This window comes from Streptomyces sp. WP-1 (assembly GCF_030450125.1).
Lineage (GTDB): Bacteria > Actinomycetota > Actinomycetes > Streptomycetales > Streptomycetaceae > Streptomyces > Streptomyces incarnatus.
Genome location: NZ_CP123923.1, coordinates 3704508 through 3722206 on the forward strand (window position 1 = coordinate 3704508; position 17699 = coordinate 3722206).

General features: G+C 73.6%; 10 protein-coding genes, 1 tRNA gene and 1 pseudogene. 5 read left to right on the forward strand and 7 right to left on the reverse strand.

Annotated elements, in window-relative coordinates; genetic code table 11:
- The first annotated feature begins 67 nt into the window (after positions 1 to 67).
- Both QHG49_RS16090 and QHG49_RS16095 read left to right on the forward strand, forming a co-directional pair.
- Entirely contained in the window at positions 68 to 811 is a 744-nt protein-coding gene (locus QHG49_RS16090) for a Clp protease N-terminal domain-containing protein (protein WP_301490115.1), read from the forward strand.
- Between the two features lie 48 nt (positions 812 to 859).
- Entirely contained in the window at positions 860 to 2566 is a 1707-nt protein-coding gene (locus tag QHG49_RS16095; protein ID WP_145488002.1) for a bifunctional 3'-5' exonuclease/DNA polymerase, read from the forward strand.
- 86 nt (positions 2567 to 2652) lie between these two features.
- Here QHG49_RS16095 and QHG49_RS16100 read toward each other — a convergent pair whose 3' ends face one another.
- The 3 genes and pseudogenes from QHG49_RS16100 to QHG49_RS34115 all read right to left on the reverse strand — a co-directional run.
- Positions 2653 to 5952 carry an AfsR/SARP family transcriptional regulator gene (locus QHG49_RS16100; RefSeq protein ID WP_301492803.1) on the reverse strand — a complete coding sequence of 1100 codons (3300 nt, stop codon included), beginning with the start codon at positions 5950 to 5952 and terminating at the stop codon, positions 2653 to 2655.
- 650 nt (positions 5953 to 6602) lie between these two features.
- Positions 6603 to 7496, reverse strand: a complete 894-nt coding sequence (locus tag QHG49_RS16105; protein ID WP_159703670.1) for a glycosyltransferase family 2 protein — start codon at positions 7494 to 7496, stop codon at positions 6603 to 6605.
- Between the two features lie 792 nt (positions 7497 to 8288).
- Positions 8289 to 8480, reverse strand: a pseudogene (locus QHG49_RS34115) (hypothetical protein); the annotation flags it as partial.
- A 263-nt stretch (positions 8481 to 8743) separates the two neighbouring features.
- Here QHG49_RS34115 and QHG49_RS34120 point away from each other — a divergent pair.
- The 3 genes from QHG49_RS34120 to QHG49_RS16120 all read left to right on the forward strand — a co-directional run bounded on the left by QHG49_RS34120 (position 8744) and on the right by QHG49_RS16120 (position 10590).
- Positions 8744 to 9220 (forward strand): tyrosine-type recombinase/integrase, encoded by a 477-nt coding sequence (locus QHG49_RS34120; protein ID WP_370530578.1) that lies wholly within the window; start codon positions 8744 to 8746, stop codon positions 9218 to 9220.
- 384 nt (positions 9221 to 9604) lie between these two features.
- Positions 9605 to 10324: a RelA/SpoT domain-containing protein gene (locus tag QHG49_RS16115; protein ID WP_301490117.1), complete on the forward strand. Its 720-nt coding sequence runs from the start codon at positions 9605 to 9607 to the stop codon at positions 10322 to 10324.
- On the forward strand, positions 10321 to 10590 hold the full coding sequence (locus QHG49_RS16120) for a hypothetical protein (protein WP_301490119.1): 270 nt from the start codon (positions 10321 to 10323) through the stop codon (positions 10588 to 10590). The genes QHG49_RS16115 and QHG49_RS16120 overlap by 4 nt, the downstream gene beginning before the upstream one ends.
- A gap of 484 nt (positions 10591 to 11074) precedes the next feature.
- Here the strand turns inward: QHG49_RS16120 and QHG49_RS16125 are convergent.
- The 4 genes from QHG49_RS16125 to tmk all read right to left on the reverse strand — a co-directional run bounded on the left by QHG49_RS16125 (position 11075) and on the right by tmk (position 17629).
- Positions 11075 to 11148, reverse strand: a tRNA-Thr gene (locus QHG49_RS16125).
- Positions 11149 to 11257: 109 nt separating this feature from the next.
- On the reverse strand, positions 11258 to 12883 hold the full coding sequence (locus QHG49_RS16130) for an alpha/beta hydrolase (protein ID WP_301490120.1): 1626 nt from the start codon (positions 12881 to 12883) through the stop codon (positions 11258 to 11260).
- Positions 12884 to 12983: 100 nt separating this feature from the next.
- A complete protein-coding gene (locus QHG49_RS16135; RefSeq protein WP_301490121.1) occupies positions 12984 to 14189 on the reverse strand; it encodes a DNA polymerase III subunit delta' in 1206 nt (401 codons plus the stop codon).
- A gap of 146 nt (positions 14190 to 14335) precedes the next feature.
- A complete protein-coding gene (gene tmk, locus QHG49_RS16140) occupies positions 14336 to 17629 on the reverse strand; it encodes a dTMP kinase (protein WP_301490122.1) in 3294 nt (1097 codons plus the stop codon).
- Positions 17630 to 17699 lie beyond the last annotated feature (70 nt).

A 17699-nucleotide genomic window follows, 5' to 3' on the forward strand; every position in this document is an offset into this window, starting at 1 on the left:
CTGTCCGGCTTTCGCCGACTGTCAACCAACGGTTGACACCACCGGGGGCGCAACCTACGGTTGACGCATGGCGACCAACCCGAACATCACGGCATCCGTACGCCTCGACGACCTCATCGAGGCCATCAAGAAGGTTCATCCCGAACCCCTCGACCAGTTGCAGGACGCGGTGATCGCGGCCGATCACCTCGGCGATGTGGCGGACCATCTGATCGGGCACTTCGTGGACCAGGCCCGCCGCTCGGGCGCGTCCTGGACCGAGATCGGCAAGAGCATGGGCGTGACCCGGCAGGCGGCGCAGAAGCGGTTCGTGCCGAAGGAGTCCGCCGACCTCGACCCCGGCCAGGGCTTCAACCGCTACACCCCGCGCGCGCGGAACGTGGTCATGGCCGCGCACAGCGAGGCGGTGGCCGCCCGCAACCCCGAGGGCCGCCCCGAACACCTGGTCCTCGGGCTGCTGGCCGAGCCGGAGGGCATCGCGGCGAAGGCGATCACCGCGCAGGACGTCACGCCGGAGGCCGTGCGCCGGGCCGCGACCGCCGCGCTGCCGCCCGCCGCCGAGGAGGTCCCCGACCTCGTCCCCTACGGCCCCGAGGCCAAGAAGGTCCTGGAGCTCACCTTCCGCGAGGCGCTGCGGCTCGGGCACAACTACATCGGCACCGAGCACATCCTGCTGGCCCTGCTGGAGCACGAGAACGGCACGGGCGTCCTCAGCGGCCTCGGCGTCACCAAGGCCGCGGCCGAGGAGTACGTGGACAGGGTCCTCGCGCTGCTCCTGGAGAAGCGCCCGGAGACTCCCGCCGAGGACTGAAGCCGCAGGTCACGGCGATTGTCAGTGCCGGCTGCCACACTCGCACTCATGGCCGAACGGTGGGCACTCGCTCCGGCCGAGGACGGTGGCGTGGACGTCGCCCCCCTCGGCCCGGACGGGCTGCCCGCCGGACCGGTGCGGCGGGAGAGCGATCCCGCCGGGGCGGTGCGGAGCCGCCCGGAGGTGACGCGCTGGGTGTGGCGGTCGACCGCCGACGTCTATCCGCGCCTGCTCGCCACGGGGGTGCGAGTGGAGCGGTGCTACGACATCGAGGTCGCCGAGACCCTGCTGCTGGGCCACGAGGGGCGGTACGGCGAACCACGCTCGGCCGCCGCCGCCCTGGCCCGCCTCCGGGGCGGCCCCGTACCACCGGATCCGCCGCAGCGGGCGGCCGATCCGGGCGCCCAGTCCACGCTGTTCGAGTCCACCGGCGCCGCGCTGCCCCTGGCCGACCTCCTCGCGGTCTACGCCGAACAGCAGCGGCGGCACGAGAAGGCGGGTGATCCGGGCCGGATGCGGCTGCTGACCGCCGCCGAGTCCGCCGGCACCCTGGTGGCCGCCGAGATGAACCGGGCCGGGCTGCCCTGGAGCGCCGAGGTCCACCGCGGGCTGCTGCACGAGCTGCTCGGGGAGCGGTATGCGGGCGGGGGCGAGCCGCGCCGCCTCGCGGAGCTGGCGGACGAGGTCTCCGCCGCGTTCGGCCGCCGGGTCCGGCCCGATCTGCCGGCCGATGTGATCAAGGCGTTCGCGCAGGCCGGGATCAAGGTGAGATCCACCCGCCGCTGGGAGATCCAGTCCCTCGACCATCCGGCCGTCGCACCGCTGCTCGCCTACAAGAAGCTGTACCGCATCTGGGTGGCCCACGGCTGGTCCTGGCTCCAGGACTGGGTGCGCGAGGGCCGCTTCCGCCCGGAGTTCCAGGCCGGTGGCACGGTCACCGGGCGCTGGGTGACCCATGGCGGGGGCGCCCTGCAGATCCCCAAGGTGATCCGGCGGGCCGTGGTCGCCGACCCCGGCTGGCGGCTGGTGGTGGCCGACGCCGACCAGATGGAGCCGCGGGTACTGGCCGCGATCTCCCGCGACCCCGGTCTGATGGAGGTCGCGGGCCGGGAGAGCGACCTCTACCAGGCGGTGTCCGACCGGGCCTTCTCCGGCGACCGCGACCAGGCCAAGCTGGCCGTGCTCGGCGCGGTCTACGGCCAGACCTCCGGCGACGGGCTGAAGAACCTCGCCGCACTGCGCCGCCGCTTCCCGAAGGCCGTCGCCTATGTCGACGACGCGGCGCGGGCGGGCGAGGAGGGCCGGCTGGTGCGGACCTGGCTGGGCCGCACCTGCCCGCCGGCGGCGGGTGCCGGCGAGGACGCGGCGGAGGAGGCGGGCATCCCCATCGGGCCCGGGGAGGACGAGGGGGAGACCCCGGCCGACGGCCGGACGGCCTGGGTCCCGGGCTACGCCTCCGGCAACTCCCGTGCGCGGGGCCGCTTCGCGCGCAACTTCGTCGTCCAGGGCAGCGCCGCGGACTGGGCCCTGCTGCTGCTCGCCGCCCTGCGCCAGTCCTGTGCCGGGCTGCGGGCCGAGCTGGTCTTCTTCCAGCACGACGAGGTGATCGTGCACTGCCCCGCCGAGGAGGCCGACACCGTGGTGACCGCCATCCGCGACGCGTCCGCCCTCGCCGGCCGGCTGACCTTCGGCGAGACACCGGTGCGGTTTCCGTTCACGACGGCGGTGGTGGAGTGTTATGCGGACGCGAAATAGGGAGGGGCGGGTGCGGTGCGCTGCCGCGCGGGGTGCCGGCGGACCCGTACGGACATACGGCGAACGGCCGCCGCCCTCACGCCGGTTCACTCGGCCAGCAGTTCCCGCAGTTCGGTCAGCACGGAGTGTGCGTCCGTGCCGGTCAGGGCGGTGAGGGCGGTGTGCCAGGCGGTGCGGGCCTCCTGGTGGCGGCCCTGGGCGTGCAGCAGGAGGCCGTGCTGGTGGCGGGCCAGGCCGCCCGTGTAGCGGTCGGCGCGGGCGTCGGCGCGGCGCAGCAGCTCGCCGCACTCGATGTACGCCCGCTCCCCCTCCCCCAGTTCCCGCAGCGCGCGGACCAGGCCGAGCCGGGTCTGGGACTCGCCGTGCCAGTCGCCGTGGCCGCCGAGGATGCTGAGGCTCTGCTCGAAGTGCCGGGCGGCGGCGGCCGGTTCGCCGAGGGTGAGATGGGCGTAGCCGATGTTGCAGTGCGCGGAGTGCCGCAGGATGACGGCGCCCACCTCCTCCCCGATCGCCAGCGAGCGCCGGTGCTGCTCGATGGCGGCGCGCGGATCGGTGTGCTCGTAGAGGTTGCCGAGATGGCTGTGGGTGACGGCCTCGCCGACGGGGTCGTTCAGCAGCCGCGCGTAGGACAGGCTCTGCCGCAGCGCCTCCTCGGACTCCGCGAACCGGCCGAGCCCCTCCAGCAGCAGCCCCCGGTTGTTCAGACAGCGCCGGATACGGCTGGGCACGTCGAGCCGCCGCCAGCTCTCCAGGCAGCGGTCGGTCAGGGCGAGCGCGTCACTGTGCCGGCCGGTCAGGAAGTGCAGGCCCGCGAGATCGCCGAGGGCGTACGCCCGCGCCTCCTCGTCGTCGAGCCGGTGTGCCGCCCCGAGCGCGGCCCGCCCGAGCACCTCCAGCTCCGCGACCCGGCCGCTGCGCTGCACATACGGGAACAACAGGCGGGTCAGCACCGAGAGATGGGCCAGCCTGCGCGGGTCCTCCGCGTCGGCGTTGCGCGCCACCAGCGCGACCACGTTCTCCAGCTCCGTCTCACCCCAGGCGAACGCCTGCCCGGCCGACTCGAAGGAGTGCAGCCCGGCCACATCGGCGGCGTGCTCCGGCGGCTGCGCGGAGGTCGGCCGCAGCCGGTCGTCCAGGTCGAGGCCGGGTTCCGTGATGGCGACGAGCGCGCGCTCGGCCACGGCGGCGTACCAGCGCAGGGCGACGAGGTCGGGGGGCGCCTCGTCCCGGGTGCGGGCGGGAGCCCGGTCGGCCGGGGAAGGGCCTGCCGTCGTACCGGACTCCAAGCCCGCCTCTGTCGCGGCCAGTTCGCGGGCGAACTCGCGGACCAGGTCGTGCGGGGTGTAGCGGCCGTAGGCCGTCTCCTCCAGGAGGGCCACGTCGACCAGGCGGTCCAGGGCGGCCTCGGCGCGGCGCGCGTCGATGCCGGTGAGGCGGGCGAGGAGCGGGGCGCCGTAGGTCGGCAGGTCGAGCGCGCCGACGCGGCGCAGCAGCAGGGCCGCGTCCCGGTCGGCCTCGCGTGCGGCGGCGGCGAGGGCGTCATGGGCGACGGCGAGGGAGCGCCGGACGCTGAGGTCGTCGTACTCCAGCTGCCGCAATCTGCCTCCGGTGGCGGCCAGTTGACCGGCGAGCACGTCCGGGGTGAGGGCGCGCCGGGCCACGAGCCGGGCCGCGACCACGCGCAGCGCCAGCGGCAGTCCGCCGGTCAGCTCGACCAGGGCGTGCCCGGCGTCCAGCCCCGGGCGGCCGCTCAGCGCGCGGAGCAGGGCCGCGCTGTCCTCGCCGGTCAGCGGGGTGAGCGGGAAGCGCCGGGCGCCGTCGAGGGTGGTCAGCGGGGAGCGGCTGGTGACGATCACCGCGCAGCCGGGACCGGCCGGGAGCAGGGGGCGTACCTGGGCGGCGTCGGCCGCGTCGTCCAGGACCAGCAGGATGCGGGCGGGGGCGAGCAGGGAGCGGAGCAACGCGGCGGCCGTGTCCGGGTGTTCGGGCACATTGCGGGGCTCGACCCCGAGGTCGCGCAGCAGGGTGGCGAGCGCCTGCGCGGGGGCGAGCGGGGGCATGCCGGGGGTGGCGCCGTGCAGGTTGACGTAGAGCTGGCCGTCGGGGAAACGTTCCCGCAGCTCATGGGCCACGTGCAGGGCGAGCGCGCTCTTGCCGACGCCCGCCATGCCGGAGACCACGGCGACGGCCGGGCCCGGCGCGGGCGGCTCGGTCAGCGCGTGCCGCAGGGCGCGGTGGACGGGGGTGCGGCCGGTGAAGTGGGCGGGTGGGGGAGGCAGTTGGGCGGGGGGCGGGACTACGGGGGTGACCGGCTTGGGGTCGGCTCCTTGCGGGGGTGCGGGTGGTGCCGTGCGGTCCCGTTCCTCTGCGGGGCGGGCGGCCTCTACCGGGCGGGCGGCCTCCGCCGGGCGGGCGGCCTCTACCGGGCGGGCGGCTTCGGCCGGGCGGGCGGCCTCTACCGGGCGGGCGGCTTCGGCCGGGCGGGCGGCCTCCGCCGGGCGGCTAGCCTCGGCCGGGCGGGCGGCTTTCGCCGAGCGGGCAGCCTCCGCCGGGCGCGCAGCCTCCGTCGGCCGACAGGACTCATTGTCGTCCCCAGCCCCCTCCCGACACCCGTCCCCGGCCCCCTCCCGATCCCCGGTCCCGATCCGACCCCCGTCCCCGGACCCGCCCTCCCCCTCGTCCCCTGCATCCCCCTCGTCCCCCGAAAGCCACGCGTCGCCCCCGCCGCTCCCCCGCAGCACCTCGACATGGGCCTCGCGGATGCCGGGGCCGGGTTCGACGCCGAGTTCCTCGATCAGGCGGGCGCGCAGATCGCGGTGGACGGCGAGGGCCTCGGCCTGGCGGCCGGTGCGATGCAGGGCGAGCATCAGCTGGCGGTGGTACGCCTCGCGGAACGGATGCTCGGCGACGAGGGCCGACAGCTCGGGGACGAGCGCCGTCAACCGGGTTCCGCCGAGGGCGAGTTCGGCGTCGTACCGCCACTTCAGCAGGATCAGCCGCGCCTCCTCCAGGCGGGGCACCAGGGTGTGGCCGCCGAGGTCGGGCAGTCCGCTGAGCGGGGTGCCGCGCCACAGCGCGAGCGCGTGTGTGCAGGACCGTACGACGGCCGGCCAGTCCTGCCGGGCGTGCGCGGCGCGGGCGTCGGCCACCAGCGCGTCGAACACGTCCACGTCCAGCTCGCCCCGGTCGACGCGGAGCAGATAGCCCGGCGGCACGGACCTGAGCCGTTCGGGATCGTCCAGGAGCCGGCGCAGCCGGGTGACATGGTTGTGCAGGGACGCCTGCGCGGAGGCCGGGGGCGCCCCGCCCCACAGCGCGTCCTTCAGCGACTCGACCGAGACGACCCGGCCGGGCTCCAGCAGCAGCGCGGCGAGGAGGGCGCGCATCTTGGGGCTGCCGATGGCGCGGACGGCGTGTTCGGATGCGCTTCCGCCCGGTGCGTTCCCACCCGGCGCGTTCCCACCCGGTGCGCACCCGCCGGGGGTGTCGTCGCCGGGGGTGTCGTCGCCCGGGTCGCCGTACGGCGGCCGGTCGTAGAGGACCAGCGGACCCAGCAGACCGAACCGCAGCTCGCGCCGCCCTTTCACGCCGCTCCACTGCCTTCCCGCGCGGTCGGGGCCGACCGTGCTCCGCGGCGGGCGCGCACCCGCCGTACTCCTGGCGGGAATCCGTCCCGCAGGCGACGATTTCTCGCCACCTTCCGCGGCCGGTCCCCTGTCACCGTCCGTGAGGCGACCGGCCAGGTCAGCAGCGGTCCGGAGGTCCGGACGCCGGTGTTCTCACCGGCCTGCCGCCACTGCCGCCGGACAAGTTCCGGTCATCCGACCTGTCTCGTACCGACGCCCCCTCGGCCACATGTTAGCGATCCGTTGGTGAGACTTGATGTGATCATTCCATCGGAACCGGCCCGACGGCGCGCGCGTCAGTCGCGTCACTCGGGGGAGTGTCGCCGCAGGTCGGATCCGGGGACGTGGGTGGTCCCGGTCGGCGGAGGTGAACGACCGGGACCCCGTCCCGCCTCCGCGTCCCCGCGCCCTCAGATCACGGGCGGGCGGCCCAGCCTGGTCAGGCGCCACACCGTGCGCCAGCGCATCGGACGGCGCTCCCCCGCCGGTTCCCGTACGCCCTCCACGAATCCGCCGAACCATGCCCGGAGCCCGGCTGCGGAGCGGGTGCGGGCGAGGGTGAGCAGGGTCCACACGCCCAGGTGCACCGGGATGAGCGGCAGCGGCAGCCGGCGCCGTACGAGCCAGACGCGGTTGCGGGCGTTGACGCGGTAGTAGATGGCGTGCCGGGCCGGGGAGGTCTTGGGGTGCTGGAGCAACAGTTCGGGGCAGTAGCGAATCCGCCAGCCGGCGTCGGCGGCGCGCCAGGCGAGGTCGGTCTCCTCGTGCGCGAAGAAGAACTCGGCCGGCCAGTCCCCGGTCTCGGCCAGCATGGCCGTGCTCAGGGCGTGGCCGCCGCCCAGGAATCCGGTGACGTAGCCGCCGCGCAGCGGGTCGGAGCCGCCGATCCTGGGCACGTGCCGCTGCTGGGTCTCGCCGTGCTCGTCGGCGATGCGGAAGCCGACGATGCCGAGGCGCGGGTCGGCGGCGTACAGGTCCCGCACCCGGCGCAGCACATCGGCATCGACGAGCAGCCCGTCGTCGTCCAGTTCCACGACGACGTCGACGTCCCCGAACTCGCGCAGCCGGGCGAGGGCCACATTGCGGCCGCCGGGGCAGCCCAGGTTCTCCGGCACGTCGATGGTGGTGACCTCGCCGGGCAGGGAGAGGCGGCGGGCGAACTCGGGGAGCCGGCAGCCGTTGCCGACGATCACGGTCCGGGCGGGGGCGAGGTCCTGCTTGGCCACGGACTGAAGCAGGGCGTCGACCTCGGCGGGCCGGTTGCCCATGGTCACCACGGCGACGGCGATCCTCGGCTCCACCACGTGCACACCCCATCCGGCAGCGGCGGCGCGTCCCTGGCCGCGCGCCGCCCATCGCCCACCAAGATGTCGGCCGGCCTTCCCCGGTTCTCCCTCCCCCATTGCCTTTACACCCTTTTTGAGGTGTTTTGCCGGACACAGGGGAATTCTGGTCCTGAGTATGGCCGATCGACCTCCGAACCGGGCGGTCGGTATACGCCGGATTCCCCCCGGGCCGGGTGCCGTTCTGCCGCCCGGTGTTCCTGAGTCGGCGCGGACCGGGAACGCGTCGGTGAACAGCCCGATCAGATGGCGCAGTTCGGGCTCCTGGCGCTGGGCCGCGGTGGAGCCGATGAGCAGGTCCCGCTGCCCGGTGTGCCGGGCGAGCACCACGCCGAGCGGGGCGGCGACGGTCATGAACCGGGCCGTATCGACCGGCGCTCCGCGAGCGCCCTCAGCAGCCGGGCCCGTTCCGGTGATCGCGCGGGTGCGCCCGGGGGGGGATGATCGCCACCTGTTCTCCTACGGTCTCGGCACATCTGCCAGGACCGCAGGAGGGCGCGGTCAGCCCGAGGTTATGCAGCGGAAGGGCGCGACCGCCCCGGGTTCACACGGCGAGGAACCGGGCGATGTCCCGGACCTCGGCATCGAGGGCCCGCGCGTGCGCGTCGGCCGCGTCCGGGGCCTGCCCGCCCCCGCCGGGGAACATCTCCAGATCGACACCACGCGCCCGGTCCCGGCGTCACACCCCGCGCCAGGCCCGTCCACCACCACGGTGGGGCTGATCCGACCGCCGCCCGGCCAGACCCTGCGCGCGTGCTCGGACTCCACGGACAGTCGGCGGCCGGCGAAGCCCAATAGGTAGTTGCCGTAGGCCGGCAGCAAGCGGATATCCCCGGTCGGCTCCGGAGCGGACGGCGTACCGGTCGCCGGCGCGTACCCGTCCTGGCCCTCGACCCGGCACGGTTCGCTGACCCGGCACGGTTCGCTCAGACCGGCCCCGAGCAGGCCAAGGCATCCCTCGAAACGGCCTTAGTTCATGCGGTGGATCATCGGTGTCGGCAGTAGGTTCCGGCAGGGTGAGGTGTTCGGGCGCGCTGGCCGTACGTAGACCTGGAAGCGGAGCTGTTCCGCCCGGAGTGAGTTACAGCGCCTCACTTGGCGGCACAGTCGCGAAGACCCGCACGCATGTGGGCGCGCCTGCGCCACTTCGAGCCGTGCCCGCCGGACTGCACGACGCACAAGGGCTACAAGCGGGGCCGCCCGAAGCCATGCACCGAGCACACGAGCGCCTGCCCGACCCTCCGGGAGGCGAGCTCGTCCTCACCCGCCCCAAAACGAAGGGGAGTAGCAACGCCGTCCGTCGCTGGGGAGTTGACCAAGATCACCATGTGGTGTTTTCGCGGCCGGACGGACCCCGCTGGACCCACGCGCCGACTACGAGAAACAAGGAGCTGCTCGTGGAAGCGGGCGTCGATGACCGTCGTCTGTACGACGGGAGTCGTCACACCGCCGGCACGATCCTGAACGGGCTGGGTGTGGACATGCCCACGATCATGGAGATCCTTCGGCACACCCAGATCAGCCAGACGCGGCTGTACGTGAAGGGCGGATCGCATCTGTCGAAGGAGGCCATGCGGCGTATGGGCGAGTTCTTCGTGCCGGCGTCAGCCAGCCCCGACGCGGGACCCACTGAGACCGCCGACAGTCGCGCGGCCCGCTCCCGGCGCCGCCGTCGCCTCCGCTGAACGCAAAACCCCAGGTCAGCGAACTTCTGACCTGGGTTTCCAGCGGAACCGCTTTCGGGATTCGAACCCGAGACCTATGCATTACGGGTTCTCCGCTTGTGATCCGCAGAGGTCCGCCAAGCTCCCCGAAGTAGGATCACACCTGTTCAAGTGCCCCTCCAGGGCCTGTTGGGCCTCAACGGATGGGCCTGGCGCTGGCAACACAGGGCAGCAATTAAGACCGCAGCCCCTCTCACGGTCTCTGCTGCTGCAGCGCTGGCCATGGGGGGCAGAGGTGCCTGACCGCTTCAAGACGCTGCAACTACCGTTCTAAGCGTCGCGATTTTCTGGCTCCGGCGTAGCGCCCATCCTGCATACTGAGCTGCCGAGTACCCAGGGGGGTGCATGTCTGAGTTGTCAAAGAGTGCTGTCAACCGAGCTGGCGATGTCCTCCGCGCCTGGCACAGCAGAGGGGCCGACCTGGGAGAATTTGAGCTAGATGCGCATGACAGCGCCTTCTCCCTGCTCAGCACGTGGCGAACGGCCCACTCCTATCCCCTGACCAAGGTCACGAACGGCTTGCGCGTCATGGCTGATTGCCCGGCCTCGGGAGCACGAGTGGCCCAACGCCTCAAGCGCGCTCCTCAGATCGTCAACAAGCTTGTTCGGCAACCAGGCATGAAGCTCGCCCGCATGGAAGACATCGGGGGATGTAGAGCAGTGCTCCCCAGCCCTAGAGCCGTAGAGGCTGTGGCTCAACGAATGCGGGCACGCTGGCCCATACACCGAGATCGCGATTACGTAGCGCACCCCAAGGATAGTGGCTACCGTGCGATTCATTTCGTCACGGAACGTGACGGGAAACGTATAGAGGTACAGCTACGAACAGTGGGGCAGCAGGCATGGGCCGATGCTGTGGAACAGTTCGCCACCGCCTACGAGCTGCCACTCAAGGATGAAGTTGGGCCTGATCCTGTGCTGGAGTTCTTCCGCTGCGCCGGTTTGGGTATCTACTGTGATGAGTATCTGCTGGACTATCCGACCGGGTTCAAGGCCCGCTTCGACGCGGCTCAGGCAGAAGTGCGACACTGGATAGCACAACACGCCGAGGAGGCAAAACAGTGAACACCACGTACTTCCTCCTGACGTACGACCGTAGGCGGGGGAAGCTGCTCGCCATCCAGCACTTCGCTGACGAAGCCAAGGCTTCTGCCGTCTACGCGGAGGTCGAGAAGCGCTACCGGGGCAACGAGACGATCGAAGTCGTGCTCGTGGGAGCTGACTCAGAGCAGACGCTCCGCCACACTCACGGCCACTACTTCAACTCGCACAGCACCGCCCACGGCTCCCCCTCAGCCTCGCGGTTCCTTCAGGCTTTGCAGCTAGTCTGAACGCCTTTAGCGACAGCAGGGGCCTCCGCTGATGCCAGCCGAGGCCCCTGCTTCTTGCGCGAGTCAGTCACTGATCAGCCTGGCTGAACACCACGCAGAGCGTCATCCAGCAAGGTCAGCTACGGCCCGCGCCCTAGATCCCATCACAGCCCCACAGGCTTCTCGCTTGCCTGGGGGTAAGGGCGCCACTCGATCTGGTTTCCAGCCCCGACCATCGCAGTGACTGCGTTCTGCTCCAGCAGCAAGCCTGTGGCCCCCAAGACGGTAGCGCCATCCACCAATGCGAGCAGCAGTTCCCGTCGACGCAAAGCATGGCCGGGCGGACCCGCGCCTGGTAGAGGTGAGCCTTCCAGCGGTTCGGCCTCACGACTGAGACCCGGACTGAGACCGTCGGCACCCGCACGGCGCGCGCCCAGCGTCGTCGTCGGATGCGCTGAACGACGAAAGGCCAGCTAGGAACATTCCTAGCTGGCCTTCGTACCGGAGCCGCTTTCGGGATTCGAACCCGAGACCTACGCATTACGAGTGCGTTGCTCTGGCCATCTGAGCTAAAGCGGCGTGCTGCGTGCACCTAGGGTGCGGTCGGCAACGTCGGTAAGTCTACACAGTTTCCGGGGGTGCCTCGTACCGGCCCCGGGGTGCGAGGATCCGGGGCCGGTACGAGGGGCTAGGAGCAGCGTTTGCCCGGGGCGGGTGGGGTGCCGTGGAGGAGGTAGGTGTCGATGGCGGAGTCGACGCAGGTGCTGCCGCGGAGGAAGGCGGTGTGGCCGTCGCCGGCGTAGGTCAGGAGGTGGCCGGAGGAGAGCTGGCCGGCCAGGGACTGGGCCCAGCGGTAGGGGGTGGCCGGGTCCCGGGTGGTGCCGACGACCACGATCGGCGCCGCGCCCTGCGCCGTGATGCGGTGCGGCTCGCCCGTGGCCCGCACCGGCCAGTACGCGCAGTTCAGCGACGACCAGGCCAGGCCCTCGCCGAACACCGGTGACGCCTTCTCGAACGCGGCCTGCGCCTGCCGCAGCTGGGCGGGGCCGGTGAAGGCGGGCGGCAGGTCGATGCAGTTCACGGCGTTGTTGGCCATCATCAGGTTGCTGTAGTGGCCGTCGGCGTCGCGCTCGTAGTAGCTGTCGGAGAGGGCGAGCAGCGCCGCGCCGTCGCCCTTCGTCGCCGAGGTCAGAGCAGAGCGCAGCCGGCTCCAGGCGCCCTCGTCGTACATCGCCGCGATCACGCCCGTCGTGGCCAGTGCCTCGCCCAGCTTGCGGCCGTCGCGGTCGCCGGTCGCCACCGGGTGGCCGTCCAGCTTGCGGAAGAAGGCCTTGAGGTGGTCTGCGGCCCGCGTCGGCGTCGTACCCCTGGCCCCGAGCGGGCAGTCGGTGCGGCGCAGGCAGTCCTTCGTGAACGCCTGGAACGCCGTCTCGAAGCCCTGCGCCTGCTCCAGGTTGACCGTGCGCGAGTCCAGCGCGGGGTCCAGCGCGCCGTCCAGGACGACGCGGCCCACCCGGCTCGGGAAGAGGCCGGCGTAGGTCGCCCCGAGGAAGGTGCCGTACGACGCCCCGACGTAGTTCAGCTTCGCGTCGCCCAGCGCCGCGCGCAGGATGTCCATGTCCCGGGCCACCTCGACCGTGGAGACATGCCGCAGCAGCCGCGCCGAGTGCGCCCCGCAGGCCTGCGTGAACTTCTGGTCCGCCGCGACCGCCGCGTTCTGCTCCGCCCGGTCGTCGGGGGTCACGTCGGTCTGCGTGTACGCGTCCATCTGGCGGTCGTCGAGGCACTCGACGGGCTCGCTGCGGGCGACGCCGCGCGGGTCCATCGCCACCATGTCGTAGCGGGCGCGGACCTCGGCGGGGTAGCCGAGACCGGCGTACTGCTGGAGGTAGCCCACCGCCGAGCCGCCCGGGCCGCCCGGGTTGACCAGCAGCGAACCGAGCGGCTTGCCCTTGCCGGTGGCGGCCTTGCGGGTCACCGCGAGCCGTACCTCGCCCGCGCCCGGCCGGTCGTAGTCCAGCGGCGCCTTCATCGTGGCGCATCGGAAGCCGGATGCGCCGCAGTCGCGCCACGTCAGACGCTGTGTGTAGTACGGCGCAAGCACGGCCGGGATCGCGCGCGGCAGCGGGGCCAGGACGGGGGCGCTCGCCGCGTCGGTCCGCGCCGACGCCGCCGAGGACGGCTCGATCGAGCTGCTGCCAGGGGAGCACGCGGACGCGAGGAGGGCCGCGGTCAGCAGGGCGACGGCCGTGAACCGGGCGCGGGCCACGGGGCGCCCGCCGCGCGGCCGGAAGGGTGAGGACCTGGTCTGCATCAGGCGAGCGTAACGCTGGGCGACGCGACGGACGCGGGGAGTGCGGATTGTCGCCCCGTACGAGGGACGGGCCCCGGCGGGAGGGCCGGGCAGGGCGTCGTCACCCCGCCCGCAACGCCATCGTCATCGCCTCCACCGCCAGCAGCGGAGCCACATTGCGGTCCAGGGCCTCGCGGCACGCGGCGATCGCCTCGATGCGGCGCAGGGTGGACTCCGGGGAGCCGGCGCGGGCCAGGCGGTCCAGGGCGTCCTGCGCGTCGGCGTTGGCGATCGCGACGCGGGAGCCGAGCTGAAGGGCGAGGACGTCGCGGTAGAAGGCGGTGAGGTCGCCGAGGGCCACGTCCAGGCTGTCGCGCTGGGTACGGGTCCTGCGGCGCTTCTGCATGTCCTCCAGGTCCTTCATCACGCCCGCCGTGCCGCGCGGCAGCCGGCCGCCCTGGACCGCGCCGAGCGCCGCCTTCAGTTCCTCGGACTCCTTGCCGTCCATCTCCTCGGCGAGCTGCCTGGCGTCCTCCGCGGCCGCGTCGACCAGTTCCTGGGCGGCCCGCAGGCAGGCGCCGACCTCGTCCAGGCGCAGCGGCAGCTTCAGGACGGCGGCGCGGCGCTCGCGGGCCGCCGGGTCGGTGGCCAGGCGCCGGGCGCGGTCCACGTGCCCCTGGGTGGCGCGGGCCGCGTCGGCTGCGGCCCGCGGGTCCACGCCGTCGCGTCGTACGAGCATGTCGGCGACCGCGTCCACGGACGGGGTGCGCAGGTTCAGATGGCGGCAGCGGGAGCGGATGGTCGGCAGGACGTCCTCGATGGAGGGGGCGCACAGCAGCCACACCGTGCGGGGGGCGGGCTCCTCGACGGCCTTGAGCACGGCGTTCGCCGACTTCTCGTTCAGCCGCTCGGCGTCCTCGACCAGGATGATCTGCCAGCGGCCGTTGGCCGGCGCGGTGAACGACTTGCGGACGGTGTCCCGCATGTCCTTCACCAGGATCTCGGCGCCGACCGCGGCGACCGCGCTGACGTCCGCGTGGGTGCCGAGCAGCGCGGTGTGGCAGCCGTCGCAGAACCCGCAGCCGGGGGCGCCGCCGAGGGCCCGGTCGGGGCTGACGCACTGGAGGGCGGCGGCGAAGGCCCGCGCCGCCTGGTTGCGGCCCGCGCCGGGCGGCCCGGTGAACAGCCACGCGTGCGTCATCCGGGACGTCTCCGGCAGCGGCTCGTCCGCCGCGGCGGCGGTGACCAGGGCGTCGGCGTCCCGGGCGGCCGCGCCCAGCACCTCGCTCACCTTCTCCTGCCCGACGAGGTCGTCCCACACGGTCATGGGTCACGCCGCCCTTCCGTCACACTCCGCGTTCCGACCTCCATTGTGCGGGTGGGGTCCGACAACGCGGACCACGCCGGGAACGGCGGACGGCGCCCGCCTCCCGCCGCGGCAGGGTGCGAGCGCCGTCCCGAAGGGTTCCGGGGTCAGTCCCGGCGTCCCCTGCGGGGCTCGTCCCCGTCGTCGTACGACCCCAGCAACTCGTCCGCCAGCGACGGCAGATCGTCCAGCGGGGTCTCCTCGGCCCAGTCGGGGCGCGGGCGGCGGCGAACGGCGCCCTCGGCCCCCGGCTGGGGCATCTCGCGGGTGCGGCCCTCGGAGCCGTCGGGGCCCGCGTTCCGCTCGTCGCGGACGTCCGGGCCCGCGGTCCGCTCGTCGCGGAAGAAGCCGCGCGGCATCCGGTCGGCCGGAGCGTCGTCGCGCACGGGCGGCAGTACGGCCGTGTCGTCCGCGCCCACCTGCGGCAGTACGGCGGTCTCCTCGGCGGCGCTCGCGGGCACCTGCGGCAGCACCGCCGTCTCGTCCGCCGCGCCCGGGACGGCCGGCGGCTGGGGCAGCTCGGCGGTCGTCTCGGCCTCGGAGGGCGCGTTGCGGGCCTTCCGGCCGGAGGGCCGCTCGTGCTGGTCCGGCGAGACGACCGGCGTCGGCACCGTCTCGTCCGTGCCCGGGCCCGGTGACACCACCGGGGTGGCGACCGTGACCGCGTCCGAGGTCACGCCGGGGGCCTTCGGCTGGGGGCTGCCGGGCCTGCGGGCGGCCACATCGGCGGCCGCCGCGGCCTCGGCGGCCAGGCGGCGGGCCTCCTCGGCACGGAGCAGGGCGCTCTCCGCCTTGCGCTGCGCCTCCAGGCGCCGGGCCGCCTCCTCGGCACGCTCCTTGGCCTGCCGGGCCTCCTCCTCGGCGCGGATCCGGGCCTGGCGGGCCTCCTCCTCCGCGCGCAGCCGGGCCTCTTCCTCGGCCTGCTTGCGGCGGCGCTCCTCCTCCGCCTTGCGGCGCGCCTCCTCCTCGGCGCGGGCCTTCTCCTCGGCGAGCAGCCGCTGCCGCTCCTCCTCGGCGCGCCGGGCCGCCTCGGCCGCCCGCTGCCGGGCCTCCTCGGCCTGCCGCTCGGCCTCGCGGCGCTGCGCCTCCTCCAGCTCGCGGCGCTTGCGCTCCTCCTCCTCGGCGCGCAGCCGGGCCAGCTCCTCCTGGCGCTCGCGCTCCAGGCGCTCCTCCTCGGCCTTGCGCGCGGCCTCTTCCTCGGCCTTGCGGCGGGCCTCCTCCTCGGCCTTCCTGCGCGCCTCCTCCCGGGCCTCGATCTCGGCCTGGGACAGCGGCAGCACGGTGTCGAGGCGGTGCCGGATCACGGTGGTGACGGCCTCGGGCTCCTGCCCGGCGTCGACCACCAGGTAGCGGCCGGGGTCGGAGGCGGCCAGGGTGAGGAAACCGGAGCGCACGCGCGCGTGGAACTCCGCGGGCTCCGACTCCAGCCGGTCCGGCGCCTCGGTGAACCGCTCGCGGGCGGCCTCCGGGGCGACGTCCAGCAGCACGGTCAGGTGCGGCACCAGGCCGTCGGTCGCCCAGCGGTTGATGCGGGCGATCTCGGTCGGGGACAGATCGCGGCCGGCGCCCTGGTAGGCGACGGAGGAGTCGATGTAGCGGTCGGAGATCACCACCGCGCCGCGCTCCAGGGCGGGGCGTACGACGGTGTCGACGTGCTCGGCGCGGTCGGCGGCGTACAGCAGCGCCTCCGCGCGGTGGGACAGGCCGGCCGAGGAGACGTCCAGCAGGATCGAGCGCAGCCGCTTGCCCACCGGGGTGGCCCCCGGCTCGCGGGTGAGCACGACCTCGTGGCCCTTGCCGCGGATCCACTCGGCGAGGGCCTCGGCCTGGGTGGACTTGCCGGCGCCGTCGCCGCCCTCCAGGGCGATGAAGAAGCCGTTCACGGCCTGCGCCTCGACCGGGTCGTCGCCGCCGAGCAGCGCGTCCTTGAGGTCCTGGCGCAGCGGGATGCCGGACCGGTCGTCGACCTTGGCGAGCACCAGCGCGGCCACCGGCAGCAGCAGCGCGCCGACCAGCATCAGGGTGAACGAGGCGCCGCCGTGCGCGAACACGAAGCGGCCGTTCTCCAGCCGGTGCCGGCCGATCAGCCCGGCGACCACCGGGGCGATCACCGCGCCGAGCGCTATGAAGACGCGGACGACGGCCTGGAGGTGCTCGGTGACCCGCGCCCTGCGGTAGTCCTCGGTCTCCTGGTCGAGCAGGGCGTGCCCGGTGTGGGCGGCGACGCCCGCGCCGAGGCCCGCCAGGGTGACGATCAGCAGCACCGTGGTGACGTCCGGGACCAGCCCGGCGGCCAGCAGCGCGATGCCGGTGAAGGCGATCGCCAGGGCCAGCAGCCGGCGGCGGGACAGCGAGGGCAGCACCGCGGGGGCCGTACGGATGCCGGCCGCGACGCCGCCGGTCAGGCCGAGCACCAGCAGGCCGAACAGGACCGGGCCGCCGCCCAGGTCGGTCGCGTGCAGCACGCACACGGAGACGGCGGCGGCGATGACACCGGCCACGGCGGCGCAGGCGAGGACGAACAGCGGGATCGCGCCCGTGCGCCCCTTGTCGACACCGGCGCCGGTGTGCGGGCGGCGCAGGCCCTCCAGCGGGGACCGGGGGCGCGGGGTGCGCGTGCCGGGCAGCTCCAGGAAGGTCAGCAGGGAGAGGGAGGCGGCGAACAGGCCCGCCGCCACGTACGACGCGAGGGCCGCGTGGTGCTGGTCGAACCAGGGCAGGCCGGTGCCCAGCAGGTTGTTGAGCAGACCGGCGACGACCAGGGCGGCGGCGGCCAGCGGTACGGCGAGGAAGGCGGTGCGCAGCGCGAGGCGGCGCAGGGCGTCCATGTGGTCCGGCAGTGGCCGCACGGTCGCGCCCTCCGGCGGCGGGGCGGGCAGCAGGGCCGGAGCCGCGCTCTCCCGGCACACCGTCCACAGCCGCTCGGCGACGCCGGTGACGAAGGCGGTGACCAGCAGCACGGCCGGGGCGTCGGCCGGGGTCCAGTCGATCCACAGGGGGGCCACGATGAGCAGGGCGGCGCGCAGGCCGTCGGCGCCGACCATGGTCCAGCGGCGGTCGAGCGGGCCCTCCTGGGCGGTGAGCGTCGTCAGCGGGCCGAGCAGGACCGCGCCGAAGAGCAGCGCGGCGAGGCCGCGGGCCGCGAAGACCGTCGCGACCGCGAACGCCACGCCCCGGTAGCCGCCGCCGAACGATCCCTGGGCGATCGCCGCCTGGAGGACGAGGACGACCAGGACGAGGAGGGCGAGGGTGTCGCCGACACCGCTCACCAACTGCGCGCCCCACAGGCGCCGCAACTGCGGTCGGCGCAACAGGGAGCGCACGGCGCGTTCGCGGGAGTCCGCGACCAGGGCGTCGTCCGGTGCTGGAGTGTGGGCCGTTGGCTGCTCGGCTCGCGTCATGCGTTCAGCCTATCCGCAGCCACCGACACCACACCTCGCACTCCTGGCATGCGCACGCCCCGACACCAAA